The sequence below is a fragment of the Leptolyngbya sp. FACHB-60 genome (assembly GCF_014695775.1).
GTDB lineage: Bacteria > Cyanobacteriota > Cyanobacteriia > Phormidesmidales > Phormidesmidaceae > Nodosilinea.
On record NZ_JACJOX010000068.1, the window covers coordinates 20,315 to 39,274 of the forward strand.

General features: G+C 56.5%; 17 protein-coding genes. 13 read left to right on the top strand and 4 right to left on the bottom strand.

What is annotated here, in order from left to right; genetic code table 11:
- Positions 1–44 precede the first annotated feature (44 nt).
- Positions 45–734: an ATP-dependent Zn protease gene (locus H6F57_RS24725; RefSeq protein WP_190631558.1), complete on the top strand. Its 690-nt coding sequence runs from the start codon at positions 45–47 to the stop codon at positions 732–734.
- A 7-nt stretch (positions 735–741) separates the two neighbouring features.
- On the opposite strand, the gene H6F57_RS24730 is transcribed toward H6F57_RS24725, so the two are convergent.
- The gene (locus H6F57_RS24730) at positions 742–1,335 is read right to left on the bottom strand and encodes a PAP/fibrillin family protein (protein ID WP_190631560.1); all 594 of its coding nucleotides are present in this window, start codon (positions 1,333–1,335) and stop codon (positions 742–744) included.
- Between the two features lie 119 nt (positions 1,336–1,454).
- Here H6F57_RS24730 and H6F57_RS24735 point away from each other — a divergent pair, with 119 nt between their 5' ends.
- From H6F57_RS24735 to H6F57_RS24760, 6 genes are all read left to right on the top strand, one after another.
- Entirely contained in the window at positions 1,455–1,706 is a 252-nt protein-coding gene (locus tag H6F57_RS24735) for a DUF3134 domain-containing protein (RefSeq protein ID WP_190631562.1), read from the top strand.
- 283 nt (positions 1,707–1,989) lie between these two features.
- The gene (gene mraY, locus H6F57_RS24740) at positions 1,990–3,084 is read left to right on the top strand and encodes a phospho-N-acetylmuramoyl-pentapeptide-transferase (RefSeq protein ID WP_190631564.1); all 1,095 of its coding nucleotides are present in this window, start codon (positions 1,990–1,992) and stop codon (positions 3,082–3,084) included.
- A 28-nt stretch (positions 3,085–3,112) separates the two neighbouring features.
- Positions 3,113–3,898 (top strand): isochorismatase family cysteine hydrolase, encoded by a 786-nt coding sequence (locus H6F57_RS24745; RefSeq protein WP_190631566.1) that lies wholly within the window; start codon positions 3,113–3,115, stop codon positions 3,896–3,898.
- A 380-nt stretch (positions 3,899–4,278) separates the two neighbouring features.
- On the top strand, positions 4,279–4,950 hold the full coding sequence (locus tag H6F57_RS24750; RefSeq protein ID WP_190631568.1) for a hypothetical protein: 672 nt from the start codon (positions 4,279–4,281) through the stop codon (positions 4,948–4,950).
- 152 nt (positions 4,951–5,102) lie between these two features.
- Complete coding sequence (locus H6F57_RS24755; RefSeq protein WP_190631570.1) at positions 5,103–5,441, top strand: P-II family nitrogen regulator; 339 nt, start codon at positions 5,103–5,105, stop codon at positions 5,439–5,441.
- 277 nt (positions 5,442–5,718) lie between these two features.
- Positions 5,719–7,056 (top strand): folylpolyglutamate synthase/dihydrofolate synthase family protein, encoded by a 1,338-nt coding sequence (locus H6F57_RS24760; protein ID WP_190631664.1) that lies wholly within the window; start codon positions 5,719–5,721, stop codon positions 7,054–7,056.
- A 69-nt stretch (positions 7,057–7,125) separates the two neighbouring features.
- Here the strand turns inward: H6F57_RS24760 and H6F57_RS24765 are convergent, their stop codons facing one another.
- Entirely contained in the window at positions 7,126–8,994 is a 1,869-nt protein-coding gene (locus H6F57_RS24765; protein WP_190631572.1) for a metallophosphoesterase, read from the bottom strand.
- 154 nt (positions 8,995–9,148) lie between these two features.
- On the opposite strand from H6F57_RS24765, the gene H6F57_RS24770 reads away from it, so the two are divergent.
- The 4 genes from H6F57_RS24770 (at position 9,149) to H6F57_RS24785 (ending at position 14,969) form a co-directional block, all read left to right on the top strand.
- Complete coding sequence (locus H6F57_RS24770) at positions 9,149–10,003, top strand: hypothetical protein (RefSeq protein ID WP_190631574.1); 855 nt, start codon at positions 9,149–9,151, stop codon at positions 10,001–10,003.
- Positions 10,004–10,096: 93 nt separating this feature from the next.
- Positions 10,097–11,059, top strand: a complete 963-nt coding sequence (locus H6F57_RS24775; protein ID WP_190631666.1) for an RpoD/SigA family RNA polymerase sigma factor — start codon at positions 10,097–10,099, stop codon at positions 11,057–11,059.
- Positions 11,060–11,283: 224 nt separating this feature from the next.
- The gene (locus tag H6F57_RS24780; RefSeq protein ID WP_190631576.1) at positions 11,284–11,868 is read left to right on the top strand and encodes a hypothetical protein; all 585 of its coding nucleotides are present in this window, start codon (positions 11,284–11,286) and stop codon (positions 11,866–11,868) included.
- A gap of 449 nt (positions 11,869–12,317) precedes the next feature.
- Complete coding sequence (locus H6F57_RS24785; RefSeq protein ID WP_190631578.1) at positions 12,318–14,969, top strand: GUN4 domain-containing protein; 2,652 nt, start codon at positions 12,318–12,320, stop codon at positions 14,967–14,969.
- 145 nt (positions 14,970–15,114) lie between these two features.
- Here H6F57_RS24785 and H6F57_RS24790 read toward each other — a convergent pair whose 3' ends face one another.
- Positions 15,115–15,876 (bottom strand): transposase, encoded by a 762-nt coding sequence (locus H6F57_RS24790; protein ID WP_190631580.1) that lies wholly within the window; start codon positions 15,874–15,876, stop codon positions 15,115–15,117.
- A 176-nt stretch (positions 15,877–16,052) separates the two neighbouring features.
- On the opposite strand from H6F57_RS24790, the gene H6F57_RS24795 reads away from it, so the two are divergent.
- Positions 16,053–16,235 (top strand): DUF2283 domain-containing protein, encoded by a 183-nt coding sequence (locus H6F57_RS24795; RefSeq protein ID WP_190631582.1) that lies wholly within the window; start codon positions 16,053–16,055, stop codon positions 16,233–16,235.
- A gap of 194 nt (positions 16,236–16,429) precedes the next feature.
- The gene (locus H6F57_RS24800) at positions 16,430–18,664 is read left to right on the top strand and encodes an AAA family ATPase (protein WP_190631584.1); all 2,235 of its coding nucleotides are present in this window, start codon (positions 16,430–16,432) and stop codon (positions 18,662–18,664) included.
- Here the strand turns inward: H6F57_RS24800 and H6F57_RS24805 are convergent.
- A complete protein-coding gene (locus tag H6F57_RS24805) occupies positions 18,655–18,957 on the bottom strand; it encodes a HigA family addiction module antitoxin (protein ID WP_190631586.1) in 303 nt (100 codons plus the stop codon). The genes H6F57_RS24800 and H6F57_RS24805 overlap by 10 nt on opposite strands.
- Positions 18,958–18,960: the final 3 nt, after the last annotated feature.

The window sequence follows — 18,960 nt, forward strand, 5'->3', positions numbered from 1 at the left end:
GAGCAGAGCGATCGCCGCTAGCTATCCAACCGCTGAGAGACCGCATGCGCGACACCACCCTCAACACCATTGCTGTCGTCATCTTTGGGGTGACCATGGCCAGCCTACTGGGGCCGCTCATCAACCTGTCTCCTGCCGTAGTGGCGGTGTTCGCTGCCGCCGGGCTGGCGGTGTTTGCGGTCGATCAGCTGGGCTTGAGCGGCCGCATCGGTGACATTCTAATGGATACGGTGGCCTGGGCTTCGCCTGAGCACCGCCAGCGAGTGCTGCACCACGAGGCCGGGCACTTTTTGGCGGCGGTGCTGCTGGAGATTCCAGTCGAAGCCTACACCCTCAACACCTGGGAGGCCTGGAAGCAGGGGATTCCTGGTCAGGGGGGCGTGGTGTTTGGCCCCAGCGACCCAGCGGCCCTAGCGCGGCTCACGCCCCAGACCATTGACCGCTACTGCCAGGTGTGGATGGCGGGCATAGCCGCTGAACAGATGATCTATGGCGATGCCCAGGGGGGCGGCGACGATACGGCTGCCCTGGGCCAGTTTTGGACGGTGCTGGGGCGATCGCCCGCCGAAGCTCCCCTCAAGCAGCGCTGGGCCACCCTCCAGGCCAAGACCCTGCTCGAAAAGCACCGCGACACCTTTGATGCCTTGGTGACAGCCATGGGCGATCGCGCCCCGGTGGCCGACTGCTGCGCCCTTGTCGAAGCGAACCGCGCCTCGGTAGAAGCTGCGGCCTAGCGCCCGCCTACACTTTTTGCAGCACGAACAGACTGCCTTGGTTGCCGCGCCCAATTCGCAGGTCGTCGTCGAGGTAGGTGACCTCCAGCCAGCCGGCCTGGCGATCGCGGTTAATTCTAAAATCAATGCCCTGGAAGAGCGAAAATTTGGGCGTGGTTTGCATTGCCCCAACGAATTGGGCCGGCGATTCGTACCCCAGGGCCTGTCGCAGACCAATCACGCCCCGCTCAAAGCCGACATTCACACGCTGGGTAGACACGGCCTCTAAGGTTGCGGCCACCGCCACTAGCCCCGATAGCAGGGGGGGACCGTTCACCTCGGCAATGTTGTAAATCCGGTTTTCGGCCAGGCGAATGCACTGGTAAATGGGGCCAAGGGAGGCTAGAGGTAGGCGATCGATATTCAGCAGTTCCCGGCTGGTGGTGTAAAGCAATCGCCAGTCACCATTGAGGCGATCGGTGGCCTGGAGCGGGTTAGGTGTGGGGTTACGGCCCTCTAGGGTAGCGGCCGCCGCTTCAATCGCGGTGCGATCGCTGGGGCTGCTGCTAATGCCCCGATTGACGGGGGCTACGGCCTCCAATAGCTCAGCTTTGCCCAACATGGCCTGGTCTCCACAGCAGTACCGGCATAATACGGCAAAACTTCGGGCACCGCAGAATAGTGTCTCTGCTACGATGGAATGTCTGTGTATAGCCTCGTTACTGGTACAAGACCACCCCTATGTCTAACAAGTATTACAACCCGTCTTTGCGCCAGGTGCCTCGCAACGCCAAGGCCCCAATTTTGCCTTCCAACGGCGACTCATCCATTCTGCACTGGCTAGAGAGTATCGGTCGCTTGCGCACCCGCGATGTCGTTGAAGCTATCCCCGACGAGGCCGAAAACGAGGAAATTTCCGATCTGATGGGCAACGACGACGCCTTTGAGGACGATGACGATACCGATCTCGCCCTCGACGATGACGACGATTAAGCGTAGCCCGTCCAAAAAAAACGATGTAGTTAGGGGAATTTGGCCTGCTGGCCGTTGCGAAACTCAAAGGGGTTTTAGCTGGAACATGCTGGCCCCCGTCTGACTAGGCCAGCGGAGCTGGAGGTCGCAATCAATACGCCGTTAAGTGTTGTTAAACTTCGCTCCGAAGTGAGACGATTCATTTAAGCTTCCTGACTATTTCCGGGCACTAAATGTAGTCAATTGGAAGATCATCCAGTAGACTCCTGATGGTGTGCGGTGTGAAGCAAGTGAGGAATTGTTTGTGGATGCGAAGTTTTTAGCCTCGGGGCGGCTATCCCTGAATGGCCAAACGCTGTTTTGGCTGCTGGGTTTAGGGCTCAGCGCCGCTGCCGCCGGGCTAGATGGAACCTTAGGCAATGCCGTCAGCCTGGGTGCCTCAATTACGGTTCCCTTTATTGTGGCCGCTCTGGGTAGCAGCCTGCTCGGTTTTTCTGCGGTTCCCCTACTGCGGGCGCTCAAAACCGGTCAATTTATTCGTGAAGAAGGTCCCCAGGGCCATCTCAAAAAAGCAGGCACTCCAACCATGGGTGGCGCTTTTTTTGTGCCGGTAGCAGTCATTGTTGCCCTAGTGGCGACGGGCTTTGCCCGCGATGCGGTGGCCGTATCGCTCCTAACCTTGGCCTATGGTGCCATTGGCTGGGTTGACGACTGGCAGGTCATTCAGCGGCGCTCTAACAAAGGCATCTCGCCCCGCGTCAAGCTAATCCTACAGATTGCGATCGCGGTGCTGTTTTGCCTTTGGGTACTTACCAGCCAACCCGCCAGCATTACTACCGTGGCTCTACCCCTGAGCCTGGGCCTACCCCTTAGCTTTTTGTTTTGGCCCCTGGCCGGTTTTGTGCTGGTGGCCGAAAGCAACGCCACCAACCTCACCGACGGCCTCGATGGGCTGATGGGCGGCACCGGGGCGATCGCCTTCATGGGCCTAGCTGCCATTGTTGCCCCCACACATCCCGACCTGATGGTGTTTTGCGCCGCTATGGCCGGTGCCTGCCTGGGCTTCTTACTCCATAACCATAACCCCGCCCGCGTGTTTATGGGCGATACGGGTTCTTTAGCTCTGGGTGCGGCTTTAGGGGCCGTGGGCATTCTCAGCGGCAACCTGTTTGCCCTGCTGGTGCTGACCCTGCTGTTCTTTGCCGAAACCCTGTCGGTGATTATTCAGGTGGGCTACTTCAAAGCCACCAAAGGCCCCGACGGCGTAGGCAAGCGTTTCTTTAAGATGGCTCCGCTCCACCACCACTTTGAGCTGTCGGGCTGGTCTGAGATTCAAGTTGTAGCAGTGGCCTACGCGGTAACGGCTGGGCTAGCGGTGCTGGCCCTTCAGGTGAGATAGTCGGCGTCGCGCTCCTGGGAGGTTTGATATGAATGGCTCAAACCTGTGCCCTTTAGGCCACCCACCCAACGCCTGGTGGGTCGACGAGCAGGTGGCTGACATTAGCCGTCAAGCGCTACAGCCTCGGCTGGCTACCCTCGTCACTCAGACCAAGCAGGTGCGGTTTGACCTCGCTAAAACCGCTTGCCTGGTAATCGATATGCAGAACGACTTTTGCCATCCCGATGGCTGGCTAGCCAGTATTGGGGTCGACGTAAACCGGGCCCGTCAGGCGATTCAGCCCTTGCAATCTCTGTTGCCTAAATTGCGATCGGCTCAGGTGCCGGTAGTCTGGGTTAACTGGGGCAACCGCCGCGATCGCCTCAACCTTAGTGCCGGCCTGCACCATGTCTATAACCCTAGCGGAGCTGGTGTGGGCCTCGGCGACCCCCTGCCGGCCAACGGTGCCCCTGTGCTCACCAAAGGCAGCTGGGCCGCGGCTGTAGTTGATGAGCTAGAAGCTCAACCTCAGGACATTTGGGTTGATAAGTACCGTATGAGTGGCTTTTGGGATACGCCCCTCGACAGCATTTTGCGCAACCTAGGTAAAACCACCCTACTCTTCGCCGGGGTGAATGTGGATCAGTGCGTTATGGCCACTCTGCAAGACGCCAATTTTCTTGGCTACGACTGTATTTTGCTGAGTGACTGTAGCGCCACTACCTCCCCCGACTACTGCGCCCAGGCCACTGTCTATAACGTCAACCAGTGCTTTGGCTTTGTGGCCGATAGCGCTGCCTTAGCAGCCGCCCTAGAGCCTTCCGTGGCGCTCTAGCTAAAAAGGCCATATGCCATATATAGAATATTGGTTTCGAGCTGGTTTCTTTAAGTTGAAGTCAGCGTTAGACTCAAAACCCCGCACCCTTTGACAGTCGAACCTAGTCCTAGGGTAAGACAGTTGCTAAAATCCACTGTCCACAATGGAATTTGAGGGATTGCTGAATACAGGTACGAATCAAAAAATCAACGTTTCTCGTAAGGGCAAACGGCGTTTGCCTCTAGCTGAGTTCATGCCACCGTTCAGCAATGCCAAATTTATAAGGACCAAAACTTTTCTTGACTAAAACTGGTGCAATTGCTCTAATGTGAACTACCCTTGGGCAGACCAATTTTCAGGCTTCTTTTTAGTTCTTAAACGCCCCTTCTACCGTCATCATGAACGTACCCTATTCTCCCGAATCTGCTTACCCTGGAGCCGTGGCCTCAGAAGCACCCCAAGGCAGCCGTCAGGCTCCTTCGGTGCCGATCTCGGTGTACCGCGAGCTGGCCACAGAACTGCGCGCTACCCAGGGCATGGTCGATTCACTGACCCAGCAAAATCAGCAGCTCAACCAGCAAAACCAGGTGCTGCGCCAGGAAATGATTCGCTTTGCGGACTCGGCAGCTCGCCTCAAGCAGGCGATCGAGGTCAGCCAACCTCAGGCGATCGAGCCGGAGAGCATCGTCCGCCCTGTCACGACTTCCTTGGGCATTGAGGCTCCGGCGATGGCTGCGACTTACTCAGTGGCTGAAGAGTCTTCGGCTTCTTTGCCAGAACGGCTATCAGAGTCGGTCGGAGAAGGGGTATCGACCCTAGCCAGCCAGCTGACTCAAATGGTGAAGCCCAAAGCGAAGAAAACGCACAAAATGCCGCCCAAACGGCCCCAGGCAGCGCCCCAGCGGCTTTACACCGAAGAGCGGATAGATGCTAACCGTCCTAGTCAGCTGAACCAGAAGTCGTCGGACTTGAGTGGGCTATGGCTAGCTGCAACTATCCTGCTAATCGTGATCAGTGCTTTTGGGGCCGGTTTCTTAATTATGAAGCCGCTGCTGAGCAATTCTCGGTAGAACGCTGAATTACTTTCTATAGCTTGCTTTTCTAGCCGCTTTGGCTTTGCTTACCTGACTTTTTGTAGCTGACGATACAGTATTGTAGGGGTCAGGCCCGATACACATAGACCGAAGCTAAGAGATATCCGCTGAAGCACCCTGGTTGATCTATGAAAAAAATAGAAGCTATTATCCGCCCCTTTAAGCTTGACGAGGTCAAGATTGCCCTGGTCAATGCCGGCATTGTGGGTATGACCGTTTCGGAGGTGCGCGGCTTTGGTCGCCAAAAAGGACAGACCGAGCGCTACCGAGGCTCGGAATACACCGTTGAATTCCTCCAGAAGCTCAAGATTGAAATTGTGGTCGAAGAGACTCAGGTTGACACTGTAGTCGACAAAATTATTTCCGCCGCCCGCACTGGCGAAATTGGCGACGGCAAAATTTTCGTCAGCCCCGTCGATGAAATCATCCGCATTCGCACTGGGGAGAAAAATACCGAGGCCGTGTAGCTCTGGCCCAGACAATAATGCCTTGACTCAGGCGCAGCACAGGCTGCGCCTTTTTTCATGCCCGTTCACAGCTAGTGATCTACTTCGCGTCCGCTTTCCCCAGTGGAGGTTCAATTACGCTGGGTGGATGAACCGTTGCAGATCTTGCTTTGAATTGGGCATCAGTTAGAGTTAGCTCCCAACTGCTTACTGGGGGTGATGGTTTGGGACAAGGGCGATCGCCCTCAGATAAGATGCTTAATAGCCCAGCTACCCCGTCCTTTGCTGGCGGAGAGAACTGCCTGTGTATCAACCTCAGTCGGAACAAGAGCAGCAAATTGAGAGCGTCCTGGCCCCCTTTGGGCGATTTGGGGTAGAGCTGGGGCTAGAGCGCATTCAGCGATTGCTAGGGGCATTGGGTAATCCTCAGCAACGGGTGCCGCTGGTGCATGTGGCAGGCACCAACGGCAAGGGGTCGGTGTGTGCTTACCTGGCGGCAGTGTTGGGGGCAGCAGGGTATCGGGTCGGGCGCTACACCTCGCCGCACCTGGTGAGCTGGCGAGAGCGCATTGTGGTCAATGGGGAACCCATTGCGACTCAGGATTTGGTTGCTCGACTGAAGCAGGTGGTGGCAGGTATTGACCCATCCCAATCCTCACCGACTCAGTTTGAGGTGTTTACGGCGGCGGCTTGGCTGCACTTTGCCGAGGCTGAGGTAGATGTGGCGGTGATGGAGGTGGGCCTGGGGGGCCGACTCGACGCCACCAATGTGGTGGACGTGCCTCTGGTGAGTGTGATTACCTCCCTCAGCCGCGAGCACTGGCAGCGCCTTGGCCCTACCCTGGCGGATATCGCCCGCGAAAAGGCGGGGGTGCTGAAGCCTGGTCGTCCCGCTGTGGTGGGGCCGCTGCCTGCTGAAGCGGCGGCGGTGGTGCAGGCTCGTTTGGCCGAATTGGGCTGTCCGGCGGTGTGGCCTGCGCCCGCAGTTTCCTTGAGGGAGGGGGAGGCCCGCTATGGCAGCGGTAACGAAGCCATTACCTATCCTCTGGCGCTTTTGGGAGAGCACCAGCTCACCAATTCAGCGATCGCGATCGCCACTCTGCTCGGCCTGCGCGCCCAGGGCTGGACAATTTCTGCCGATGCGATCGCCCAGGGCATGGGCAACGCTCGCTGGCCCGGACGCTTGCAGTGGGTGACCTGGGGGCAAAAATCAGTAGGCTACCCATTACTGATTGACGGTGCTCACAACCCGGCGGCAGCTGAGGTGCTGCGTCAGTATGTCGATCGTTGGTGGGCAGATCAGCCGGGGAACCCAGCGGGGACAGCGTGGTTGATGGGAATGCTCTCGACCAAAGACCATCGCGATATTTTTGCGGCTCTGCTGCGGCCAGGGGATGCTCTGCATCTGGTGCCCGTGCCAGGGCACGAGACGGCAGCGCCGGAGGAGCTAGCGGCGATCGCGCGATCGGTCTGCCCCAACTTGGTCCAGTGCGACGTTCATAATTCTCTCGGAGATGGCTTGGCCCAACTTGGTCAGTCCCCAACTCCACTCAAGGTGTTGTGCGGTTCGCTATACCTAATTGGCTACTTTCTCGCCACCGAGCACTACGAAGATGGTGAAGGGTACGGGAGATAAGGAAGTGCGGTAGGGGAAAGGAAGGACAACCCAACAGCTACAATCCAGAAATTTGCTCTCCCCGTCCGCTCATTGGCCTACGGCAAACTCGTCAAACTTCACTACCGCTGAGTTCGGCTCTCGGGTATCGAAGTAGTAGCTGCTAATGGTGCCGCTGCCGGTGTCAAACAGGCTAAAGGCGGTAATGTCGTTGCTGGCTAGGTAGGGTAGCGGCTGGCCGCTATCATCCCGCAGGGGGGCGATCGTAGGCACTACAGGCTCTAACCCGTTGGGGTCGCCCTGGGCCACGTAGTCGCTGGGCGAATAGGTCACTGCCGAACCCTCTATCGTTTCGGGAGGGACTGGGCGAGATTGATCTTTCCAAAACGCGCCATAGGAATTGCCCACGTTAGAGGTTTCGAGGTAGTGGGTGCCCTGGGGTGACACAAAGCGGTTCCACAGGTGCGAGTGGCCATAGAAGACCAGGTCTACCCCGGCCTGTTCGAGCAGGGGTACCAGGTCACGGGCGATGTAGTCGTCGGTGCGGGGATACTCGTAGCGAACGGCGGTAAGGCGACCAGAACTGTCGCGATCGTAGCGACGCACAGGGTTGGTGAAGGCGGGCACGATGTTGTCGCCCAGGGTATGGGGTGGATGGTGCAGCATCACCACCTTGTATTTGGCCTGGCGAAAGGCTTCGCTGGCTAGCTCCTGCTCTAGCCACTGATACTGCAAGCTTCCCCCTTCAATGGGTTCGAAGATGTGCTGGCCGTGGCCCCAGTTTTGGGGCGTACCCAGATCGGCTTCGCGCTCTTGGTAGCGGCCTCGTGTGGCGGCATCAACGTTGTAGGGTCGCCAGATTTGCGTGACGTAGAGCGACACTAGGCGAACGTCGCCAAAGGTGACGGCATAGTATCGGCTGGTGGTTTCGGGGCGATCGGGGTTAGGCACCTGGGTGGTCGGCAGGCTAAACAGGGCTTCGTAGGTATCGCTGTTAAAAGAATTGTCAATAATCCACTGGCGGCGCAGGGCGGGGTCGTCAGCGGGGTTAAACAGATCGGCATTGGTCTCGTACAGATCAACTGCGGTCGATCGCGGTATGGCTTGGTTAAACTGCTCGCCCAGGGGAGCCGCTGCTGCAAAGCGTCCCATCACCTCGTGGTTGCCCAAAGCTGGAAACAGCGGCGCGTGTTGAATAATTTCACCGCCTCTGTAGGTCACGGTACGGCCATTGCGCTCTAGGTCGTAGCGAGTGTTGCCCTGCAAACAGGGAAAAAAGCCGGTGCCTCGGCTGTCATCAAACCACTCAGAGGCGCGATCGGGAGTGTTGACTAAATCGCCCGCCAAAAACACCGCGTCTACCTGGCCTAAGGTTTCTACCACCTTTTGCAGGTTGGCCGCGACCATAGGCATGTTCTGGTGATCGGAGGTGAGCAAAATCTTGGTAGGCCGCCCAGCGGCGGGGGCTCCAGCCAGAGTAAACGTGCGGCTTTCGATCACGGTGCCATCGGGGCCGGTGCTAGCTACCCGATAGGGCACTCGTTGCCCTGGGGGCAACCCTGTGACTACGGCCTCATGTCGCCAGATCGGGCGTGCTACGGTCTGCTGTAGCTCAGCAAAATTGGGGTGATCAATCCGAGACTGACCATCTTCTCGGGTGCGAGCCAGTCGGGTGGTAGTGGCCGAGGCCAGATTGGGTAAATTAGCTTCGGATGGTTGACCGGGGGAACCCCACCGCGCCTGATGGTCTTGCCCCTCAAACTCGGTAAACCACACCACTCGTACCGTCCCAGAGGTAGGGTTCTGCAAAAATGGATCGGTCAAAAGATGGGTGGTCACAGCACTGGCCTCAGGGGATGGAGCAACGGTCAACTGACGGGGCTCCAAAGCGATCAAAAGGATAGCTGTTATCACCAGCAGCAGGCCCGTCGTAAGTAGGGTCAAGTCTTCTCGCCGCATTGTTTTGAGCCTTGGTGGTTAGAGCCTCAACAGCCCTAGCGTAACGGCAAATAACGACAATATAAAAACTGTCTGCCCACTGATAACACTGTCCAAAACATGTGCCACCTTGAGGACGTCAAACGCTAATATTTACCAGCGCAGAAAAACGGGCATGGGCACAACATTTCCTTTCAAACTCAGGGTGGGTAAGCGCTCTCTCCAGTGGTCGGGGGGTGGTTTGTTGGCGCTGCTTTCCATTGGGCTGCACGGCGTGCTGCTGGCTTGGCCGATGCCCGAGTCTAATCCAGAGGCCCCAGAGAGTTTGCCAGAGAGTCTGACCGAGACCACCGCTCCGGTGGCCGTGGGTGTGCTGCGGCTACCGCCTGCTGTTGAGCCCGCTGCCGAGACTATTGCGGCTGCCCCAGTCCCCCAGTCGCCCCAAACCCCACCGCCCAAAGCACCGTCCACTCCGCCGGTTTCGCCACCATCGGCTCCATTGCCAACTCCGGTGGAGCCGGTAGAGGCTACGCCGCCTGCGCCGCCCACGGAGGTTGCTGACCTAGAGCCAGTGCCCCCAGAGTCACCGCCCGCTACCCTTGACGATCGCCTGCGTGATCCGGAGCAGTATCAGTTTAATCAGCAGGCTAAGTCGCTAGTGGCCGACGAGTTTGCCTTTCACACCGCTGTGGTGCCGGGGTGGCTAGAGGCAGAGGGGCAGGGTTTAGGCGACAGCGAGGTGCCTGTTTTAGGCACTAAACTCGCTCCTATACAGGTGACTTACCCCATTTCGGCCTGCCTGACACCAGCCCCTGCTGAAGGATTGGTTGGGGTGATTGTCAACGGTGCGGGTCAACTGGTAAAAGACCCAGTCTTGCTCGACAGCACAGGCTACACGGTGCTGGATGAGAAAGCACTAGAGTTGGCCCTACAGCGCAGCTTTGAGCCTCAAGCTGGCAGTCTGCCCAACCCCCAGGCCCATTGGCTGCCGGTGCAGGTGCAGTACGACGGCGCTAACTGTAGTCTTTAAGGTATTCTTAGCCTTCCTCCCCTTGGGTAGAGGCATGGGAGAGCAACCCTTGTCATAGTGGCAGGTAAGTCGATTGCCGCTACTGATTTCCCCATGGCTCAAGCTCTCTCCACCTCTAGCAATTCTGTTCAGGCGTACCTGAAAGAAATTGGCCGCATTCCCCGCCTGACCCGCGACGAAGAGATTTCGCTGGGTAAGCATGTGCAGCAGCTGAATCATCTCACTGATATATCGACCCAACTGACAAACACCTTGGGCCGCGAGCCCTCAGAAGACGAGTGGGCCGCGGCTGCTCAGATCTCGCTCGAAGATTTGCACCAGCAGATCGCTGCTGGAGAGGCAGCCCGTCGCCGCATGGTGGAAGCCAACCTGCGCCTAGTGGTTTCGATCGCCAAAAAGTACACCAAACGCAATCTAGATCTGATGGATCTGGTGCAGGAAGGCACCATGGGCCTGCAGCGTGGAGTTGAAAAGTTTGACCCTACCAAGGGTTTTCGGTTTTCGACCTATGCCTACTGGTGGATCCGTCAGGCGGTAACTCGGGCGATCGCCGAAAAGAGCCGCGCCATTCGCCTGCCAATTCACATCTTTGAGAAGCTGACCAAGATCAAGCGCGCCCAACGCCACCTGGCCCAGGAGCTGGGGCGCACGGCTAACCTTGAAGAGGTGGCCAACTACCTCGATATGCCTTTGGTGCAGGTGCGTCAGTTCCTATCGCAATCGCAGCAGCCGATGTCGCTAAACGCTTTGGTGGGCGACAAAGGCGACACTGAACTGGCTGATATGCTGGAGGATGAGCAGGGGCGATCGCCCGAAGAATACGCGGCTCAAAACAGTCTCAAGCAAGATATATTTCGCATTCTCGATCGCCTGACGCCGCAGCAGCGAGAGGTGCTGGTGCTGCGCTTTGGCCTCGGCACTGGGGAAGGGCTGTCGCTCTCGAAGGTGGGCCAGCAGCTCAACGTTAGCCGCGAACGAGTCCGCCAGATCGAGCGCGATGCGATTAAGAAACTGCGCTACGCCCGCCACGATTTAAAGGCATATCTGGCTGGTTAAAAGCGAGTAAGGCAATTGGCTCTAGATGGGCAAGGGGTAAAGCCTCTTGCCCATTTTTGCGATCGCACGGTCTTGCCATAACTCACACAACCGCCAACTTGTTTAGATTAAATACTTAAGAAATACTAACTTTGCGCCACTGCTCTTTCGTGGCTGATATTTGCATCCTAACCAGGGGATTACTAGAGAGCAACATTTTCTAGAAGCCGGAGCTGTTATAAGGTATGCAATATCCCTTAGAGATTACGTTTAAGGTTTGGACGATTGCGCCTAAGATTACCGTTACAGATGCTAACGGAAAGGTTGTGTTCTTTGTTAAGCAAAAGTTATTTAAGCTAAAAGAAGCGATTGGTGTGTTTGCTGACGAAACCCAAACTCAGAGGCTTTACGACATTAAAGCCGATCGCATCATTGATTTTTCGGCTCGCTACAACTTCACCGATAGGAATGGTGCAGTAATAGGGGGCGTTAAGCGAAAGGGCATGCGATCGCTGTGGAAAGCCCACTACGACGTTTTTGATAACGTCAACAGCAACCTGCACATTCAGGAAGAAAACCCCTGGGTTAAAGTGCTTGACTCGCTGTTTCAAGAAGTGCCAATTTTAGGGGCTTTGAGCGGCTATGTGCTCAATCCTAAATATTTGGTAAAGCGCAGTGACGGCACCGTAGTCATGCGTCTAGAAAAGCAGCCATCGCTTTTGTCCCGCAAGTTTATTGTTAAGCCAATCGATCAACTGTCGTCTCAAGAAGAAACTCAAGTATTGCTCAGCCTAATCATGATGATTTTGCTAGAACGGGCTCGCGGTTAAGGCTCTATCCACCAATATATTCAATTGACGCACCTACCCATAGCGAGATTCTCGTTATGGGTAGGTGCGTTGCAGCTTAGCGACAGTTTGTTCCCATCGACATAGTTGACTTACTTACCTGTGGTTGCCAGGCTGCTTTATGTGGATAGGTTGTGGGTTACGGCGGGGCAAAACGTTCAAGGGTAGTGGCATAGTAGGGCGGCTGCCTAACCCACCCTACGGATACCAACTTTCTGTTAACAACCTTGTGACCTGTCCATTTCACCCAAATGGCAGCTATAAAAGGGAAGAATTCTGCCTGCTCAAACCAAAATCCAAAATCGCCATTCCAAAATCGCTATGACCCACGACGAGCTGCTGCAAATCATCGACCAGGCCGCCGCCGAGGGCTAGAGAGCGCTGCTCTCTGCGAGGAGACGTACAATTCTCAAACGCACGGATTCTCACCCATGAGTCAGCTGCCCCCAGATAGCTTTTCCGACAAGGTCACCGATGTGCTGATTAAGCTGTTTATTGCGGGCAGCGGAGGCTCAGCGCTTTACTTCCTCTATCTCAACGAATTGCCCAAGGCGGTAATTGCAGCATTGGTCAGCGCTGGGGCGATCCTGCTCACTAGCTTTGGCGAAGGCTTGATGGACAAGCTCAAAGGCGGAATGAAACGCCAGGGCGAGATCGTGGGAGAGGTGACCACCGAAGCGGTGGGGACGGCGCGAGATTTGACCTGGGCAAGGCTGTCGGGCCTGTCGAAGCAGTACCTAGAAGCGCTCAAGACCCACTGCCACAACCTCAATGTCGAAGGCTACAAGGGGCGCTTGCCCCGTCTGGTGCTGGACGAGGTCTACGTTCCCCTGCGGGTGAATGCGGGCACCCAAAAAGGTAACTCATTACACCGCCGCCGGGAAATTTGGGATTTGTTGCCCAAGGCCAATCAACCCGACCAAACTTTTCCTGAGCGGTTGCTGGCGATCATTGCGGATCCGGGCTATGGCAAAACGACCCTGCTGCGCTTTCTCACCCTCAGCTTTGCCAACCAGAGCCATACCGCCCAAAACGCCAAACCGCTGATTCCAATCTTGCTCTTGTTTCGAGATTTCTATGGGCGCATTCAGTCTCAAACCCAGCCTTCGCTGACCCAGTTGATTGTTGAAGAAGTGCAAAAACTGCCCCGCTGTGCAGAACTGCACACATCTGAACTGTGGTTTAAGGAGCAGCTGATGCAGGGCCGGGGCTTGGTGATGCTAGACGGGCTAGACGAGGTACCCGATGCCCAGCGAGAGCGAGTTAGCCAGTGGGCCAACTGGCAAATGCAGCACTATCCTAGCCAGTTCATTCTCACCTCGCGCCCCCACGGCTACGATGGCAGCCTGTTTGCGGGGGTGCAGCGGGTCGATATTCTCGACTTCAACGACGACCAAAAACGCACCTTCATCGACCAGTGGTATCGGTTCATTACCTGGGAGCTGACCTGGAAAAGCCACTGGCAAGAAAGCCAGCACGACGCTGACCTCAACAAGCATCTGTCGCGAGAGCAGGCCCAGGCCGAGAGCAATGCCGCCGCCCAACGGGCTGCTGACGATCTCAAACGTCAGCTCTTTGCCGATCGCAGCCTCACTGACCTGGCCAAAAACCCACTGCTGATCACCATCATTGCCGCCACCCACGAAGCCAGCGAACAGTTGCCCACCCGGCGCGTGCATCTCTACCAAGAAATTTTTAAGCTGCTGCTAGAATATCGCCCCAACCGCCGCGACACTCGCCTAACTATTTCTAACGCCGACGACAACCAACTCATTTTGCAGCGGTTAGCCATAAAGCTTACTGAGGCTGGCATCACCAAGTTTTCGCCCCAGCAGGGCACGGGGTGGATTCAAGAGCCATTAACCAGTCTCTACCCAGACCCAGAGCTAACACCAAAGAGATTTCTGCAAGAAATTCAGCAGGTTTCGGGGTTGCTGGCGGGCGGAGAAAGCAACCTGTACGAATTTGCCCACAAAACCTTTCAAGAATACCTGGCGGCCCGAGAACTGCTGGCCAGCCCCACGGGCCGCAATCGGTTGATGCAAAAGTTAAGCGATAAAACCTGGGAAGAAGTGGTCTATTTCTTTGCGGCCTTGAGCGACCCAACCCCATTTATCGAAGCGGCCTTAAAAGACTCCACTAACCTCTACACCCTGGAGCTAGCCCAACGTCTTGCAAACGAATCTCCTTGGATAAAGGACAGCATCAAACAAGAATTATTAGAAGCTCTTTACTATCAAACACAAGAATCAGCAGAAATTCAGCTTGCACAAAGATTCCAAGCTCTCATGTCTGTCGGCGATGGAGTTGAGTTATCCGATTACATAACTTGGGGAGAATACATTTTATTGATTGGAGACCAGGTGGATGGCAAGTTCCATTCCTGGGCAGATACTGATCGCTTTGAAGTAGAAGAATTTTCCCTTAAATCTCTGGTTAATGGGATTACGTGGGAAGATGCCCGCTGGTTTTGTGCCTGGCTCTCTACCCAGTCAAACCTTGCCCCAGTCAGGGGTGTCTATGACTATCGCCTGCCAACCGTTGAAGAGTTGACCACGGCAGGAGTTGAGGGCACTGCCGCTTTACAACCCTGGACAGCAGACTCGATGCGCCCCGGCAACAGCCTTCGAATTGTGCGCCAACGCATTCCAGAGCGCTATCAAAAGTTGGTGAACTACTTGGCCAGCGGCAGTTGGCGCGACGCCGATGGAGAAACCTATCGGATTATGAAAGAAGTCGCTGGGGGCAGACTGAGTGCAAAAGCTCTGCGAGAATTTCCCTGCGAAGACTTGCGAATTATTGACCAGTTGTGGGTGAAGCACAGCGGCGGCAAGTTTGGCTTTAGCGTGCAGAAACAAATCTATGTAGAGACCGGTAACCCCCTGGATGGGCAGTATCATGAAAAAACTTGGCACGCATTTGCGGATCGCGTCGGCTGGCGCAAGGACGGAAATTATCTGAACTACAGCAACCTAAAAGCCAATCCCTCTTTGTCTCCCGACGGAGAATTTCCGTGTGGGGTTGAGGGAGGTTGGGGGTTTGTGGAAGTCTCTTCTCTTCTTCTCTCGCACAGAGACTTGTGAACTGTAGCACAAGCCAGTTCTAGCCGTTTTTTAAAATTTGTAAAGTACTGCTTTCTACACGATTTACCTGCCTTTCAGCGATCCGTTACCTGGCACCACAGGTTACCCAGAAACCCGGTTTTTTCAAAAAACCGGATTTCTCTCTTCAGGGCGGCTCAAACCGCAGGCGCACAACCTCTGGGTTCAAACAATTCGCCAGCACAAACTTCTCCGCCACTTTACGAATGTCCTCTGCTGGGGCATGCCACTCCTCCCACAGGCTTTTTTGCCCTGGGGTCTTTTTCTTCAGCTTGCTTCGGGCCTTAATTTGGGCCAGCAGCTTGCTACCCCAGTGGTTTCGCTTCTCTGGTTTGGGCTTGGGCTTGTATCTTTTACAAAACTTTCGGTACGCCGCCGCACAGATCTCCAGCGTCGCCCCCAAGGCCAAAAATGCCGGGTGCCACTGCGTCAAACCATCGGTGGTCAAGCGATCATAGCTGCCGTAGTTGCTGTAGTCGTAGAAAAACCCCTCCTGCATGTTCGCCGCCTTGAGGTTGGCGTGGATATAGCGCAGCGTATTCAGTGCCCGCCGCTTGTCGCTCAGCGGAAAACCCGTGCTGTGGTACCGCTTCTCCCAAAAGTGCCCTGTCCGGTTCAGCATTCTGTTAAAACACATAGCCGTGTACCAATTCAGCCAGTGCATGATCTTGGGTAGGTCGTCGGGCTGGGCAGGCTCTAGCAGGTAGTGCACATGGTTGCTCATAATGCACAGGGCATAGAGCTTAAAGCCATAGTTCTCGTGGCATTTGGCGATCGCATACAACACCTCCCGACATTCATCGCGAATCAGCTTAAACTCGCGGTTGTTGCAGCGAATCGTGACGTGGTAGCAATAGCCTGAAATAAGTTGGCGCGGTTGGCGCGGCATAGGCATAACTCACCCCGCCCTCCTTAACCGAGGAAGGCAGCCGGTGGTCGGCCCCTTGATTATCTTCCCCTATCGGCACGTTCTGGCATCAATCGTAGGAGTGCTATGAGTTTGCCGCCAATGCTCTGACCATTTGAAAGGCTGCCGCCAGCCAACCTACTGACAGGAAAACTAGCATGAACGTCAAATACGATGCCGAAGCCGATGTGCTGATTTTCAGCATGAGAGATGCGCCACCTTGCGAGGCCATCTCTAAACCGAGTGGAGTAATTATCAGCTACGACGAAAATGCTGAACTAGTCAGCATCGAGTTTCTTAATGCATCAAAACAACAGCTGTCCTCCGCTTCATCAAACTAGCCCTAGGGCGCATAGCGCCAAGGTCGCGACTCTGCCTAAGTGGCCCAGGCGACAGGCTGCGATCGCACCAAAATTTTCACCAAGCCGCCATGCACCGCCCACCGATCTGAGTTCTAGCCCATAGTCCCGGCGGTACCATAGAGCAACGGTGCGGCGCGATCGCTGCCCGAGGTGTTTCGCCAGCCCTGCCTTGCATGGATCTCTTTGACCACAGCCGCCAGGCCCAGATCGCCCGCGATGCGCCCCTAGCGGCGCGGCTGCGACCCCGCACCCTCGATGAATTCATTGGCCAGGATGCCGTGGTGGGGCCGGGGCGACTGCTGCGGCGCGCGATTCAGGCCGACCAGCTGTCGTCGCTAATTTTTTTTGGACCGCCAGGCACGGGCAAAACCACCCTGGCCCAGATCATTGCCAACACGACTAGCGCTCACTTCATTGCGCTGAATGCGGTGTTGGCAGGAGTGAAGGATATTCGTGAGGCGATCGCATCGGCCCAAGACCTGCGCGGCCAGTACGGCAGGCGCACGATTCTCTTTATCGATGAAGTGCACCGATTTAACAAGGCCCAGCAGGATGCGCTGCTGCCCTGGGTGGAGAACGGCACGGTAATTCTGATTGGGGCAACGACCGAGAATCCCTACTTCGAGGTCAACAAGGCGCTGGTCAGCCGATCGCGCATTTTTCAGCTCAAACCGCTAGAGCCGGCGGATTTGTATCGAGTGGTGGAGCAGGCGCTAGCGGACAAAGATCGGGGCTACGGCGATCGCCCCATTCAGCTTGAACCTGCCGCGATCGATCACCTGGTGAATGTGGCCAACGGTGACGCCCGCGCCTTGCTCAACGCCCTGGAGCTAGCGGTCGAAACCACGCCCCTCGATGCCGAGGGCCAGATCCAAATCACCCTGGATGTGGCGGAAGAATCGATTCAGCAGCGGGCGGTGCTCTACGACAAAGAGGGCGACGCACACTTCGACACCATCAGCGCCTTTATCAAAAGCGTGCGCGGCTCTGACCCCGATGCAGCGCTGTACTGGCTGGCTCGTATGGTCTATGCGGGCGAAGACCCCCGCTTTATCTTTCGCCGCCTGGTGATTTTGGCCAGCGAAGACATTGGCCTGGGCGACCCCCACGCCGTGACAATGGTGACTAGCTGCGCCGCCGCCTTCGACCGAGTGGGCATGCCCGAGGGGCGCTATCCTCTGGCCCAGGCGACACTGTACCTGGCAACTGCGCCCAAATCCAACAGCACCATGGGCTTTTTCGACGCCCTATCCGCCATCGAGCAGGAGCGCGAGCGCGAGGTGCCCAATCCTATGCGAGATGGCAACCGCGACAGCAAAGGCTTTGGCCACGGCAAAGGTTACCTGTATCCCCACGCCTACCGCGACCACTGGGTCGAGCAGCAGTATTTGCCCAGCGGGTTGCAAGGGCAGGTGTTTTATCAGCCATCGGCTCAGGGCTATGAGGCTTCGATTCAGACCCAGGTGGCCCAGCGGCGCGAGGCCCAACTGGCGGCAATGGTCGATGGCGGCGGCGCGCTGCCCGAAGTGCTTACCTACAGCCCAGACGACCCGGCTCGCGATCGCTGGCTGCAGCGCACCCTCAGCCAGGCGGGCGAGCAGCTAGGGCAAGTGCGCGATCGCATCTTTGCTCTGGCTCTACCCCAGCGCCACCACCGCATTCTCGACCTCAACGCCCGCACGGGGCTACTCACCTGGGAGGCTCTGCGCCAGGTGCCCGAGGGCGGCGTCTATGCCCGCGTGCATACCGCCCAAGACCAGGCCGCATTGGAGGAACAAGCGGCCCAACTGCTCGAACTGATTCGTCCCGTGTTTGTGCATGCTGGCTACGAAGCTCTGGCAGCTTACCTTGCCGCTCACACGCCAGGCGTTCGCTTTGAATGCATTGTGGGCCGCAATGCCTTTGGTCAGGTGATAAATCGAGACAGATTCATCGAGATTGTGCAACACCTGCTGGCCCCCGGTGGCGTGGTGGTACTGGCCGAAACCATCCCCCGTCACAGCCAGCGCATTTCGGCCCTGGTGGATGTCACGGGCTTGAGCAAAGTCCTGGTCAAGCGCTGGCACCAGGCGGAGGACGCGATCGCCACCTCTACCACCGACCCCCGCTTCAACTGGCAGGTTGACACCCTCCAAACCCTCTTTCTTAAAGCGGGCTTTGCCGTCCAGCTCACCGAAGACGTTCTGCACAACAGCATCTACGTGTCTTCCGCGCTGCTACAGCGGTGGTTTGCAGTGGGCGGTACCCCGCCCAGCTATCGCGATCAGCTGGTGGAGCACTTGTCTGAAAAAGATGTGGCGACCATTCAGCAGAGTTGTCAGCGGCAATTGCAGGGGCAGACGGTGCAGTGGCGATCGCCCCTGGTCTATTTAGTGGCTAAAGCGGCTCCCCAATTGCATCAAGCCTGAGTTAACACGACTACTTCTTTGTCAAGGCGATCGCCAATTTCATCCTGAGCGATATCCAGGTCATAATCCATCTGCAGGCCCAACCAGAAACGGGGCGACATATTGAAATAGCGAGCTAGTCGCAGAGCAGTATCAGCGGTAATTCGCCGCTTACCTAAAACGATTTCATTAATTCGACGAGCGGGAACTCGCAAAGCCAAAGCAATTTGATTTTGGCTGAGGTTCATCGGCTTGAGAAACTCCTCTAAAAGCACCTCGCCAGGATGAATGGGTATAAGCTTCTCTTCTTTCATTTT

Excerpts from the sequence above, each read along its gene's own strand:
- H6F57_RS24725 (WP_190631558.1), top strand. The coding sequence starts at position 45 with ATGCGCGACACCACCCTCAACACCATTGCTGTCGTCATCTTTGGGGTG.
- H6F57_RS24730 (WP_190631560.1), bottom strand. The coding sequence starts at position 1,335 with ATGTTGGGCAAAGCTGAGCTATTGGAGGCCGTAGCCCCCGTCAATCGG.
- H6F57_RS24735 (WP_190631562.1), top strand. The coding sequence starts at position 1,455 with ATGTCTAACAAGTATTACAACCCGTCTTTGCGCCAGGTGCCTCGCAAC.
- H6F57_RS24745 (WP_190631566.1), top strand. The coding sequence starts at position 3,113 with ATGAATGGCTCAAACCTGTGCCCTTTAGGCCACCCACCCAACGCCTGG.
- H6F57_RS24750 (WP_190631568.1), top strand. The coding sequence starts at position 4,279 with ATGAACGTACCCTATTCTCCCGAATCTGCTTACCCTGGAGCCGTGGCC.
- H6F57_RS24755 (WP_190631570.1), top strand. The coding sequence starts at position 5,103 with ATGAAAAAAATAGAAGCTATTATCCGCCCCTTTAAGCTTGACGAGGTC.
- H6F57_RS24765 (WP_190631572.1), bottom strand. The coding sequence starts at position 8,994 with ATGCGGCGAGAAGACTTGACCCTACTTACGACGGGCCTGCTGCTGGTG.
- H6F57_RS24770 (WP_190631574.1), top strand. The coding sequence starts at position 9,149 with ATGGGCACAACATTTCCTTTCAAACTCAGGGTGGGTAAGCGCTCTCTC.
- H6F57_RS24775 (WP_190631666.1), top strand. The coding sequence starts at position 10,097 with ATGGCTCAAGCTCTCTCCACCTCTAGCAATTCTGTTCAGGCGTACCTG.
- H6F57_RS24780 (WP_190631576.1), top strand. The coding sequence starts at position 11,284 with ATGCAATATCCCTTAGAGATTACGTTTAAGGTTTGGACGATTGCGCCT.
- H6F57_RS24785 (WP_190631578.1), top strand. The coding sequence starts at position 12,318 with ATGAGTCAGCTGCCCCCAGATAGCTTTTCCGACAAGGTCACCGATGTG.
- H6F57_RS24790 (WP_190631580.1), bottom strand. The coding sequence starts at position 15,876 with ATGCCGCGCCAACCGCGCCAACTTATTTCAGGCTATTGCTACCACGTC.
- H6F57_RS24795 (WP_190631582.1), top strand. The coding sequence starts at position 16,053 with ATGAACGTCAAATACGATGCCGAAGCCGATGTGCTGATTTTCAGCATG.
- H6F57_RS24800 (WP_190631584.1), top strand. The coding sequence starts at position 16,430 with ATGGATCTCTTTGACCACAGCCGCCAGGCCCAGATCGCCCGCGATGCG.
- H6F57_RS24805 (WP_190631586.1), bottom strand. The coding sequence starts at position 18,957 with ATGAAAGAAGAGAAGCTTATACCCATTCATCCTGGCGAGGTGCTTTTA.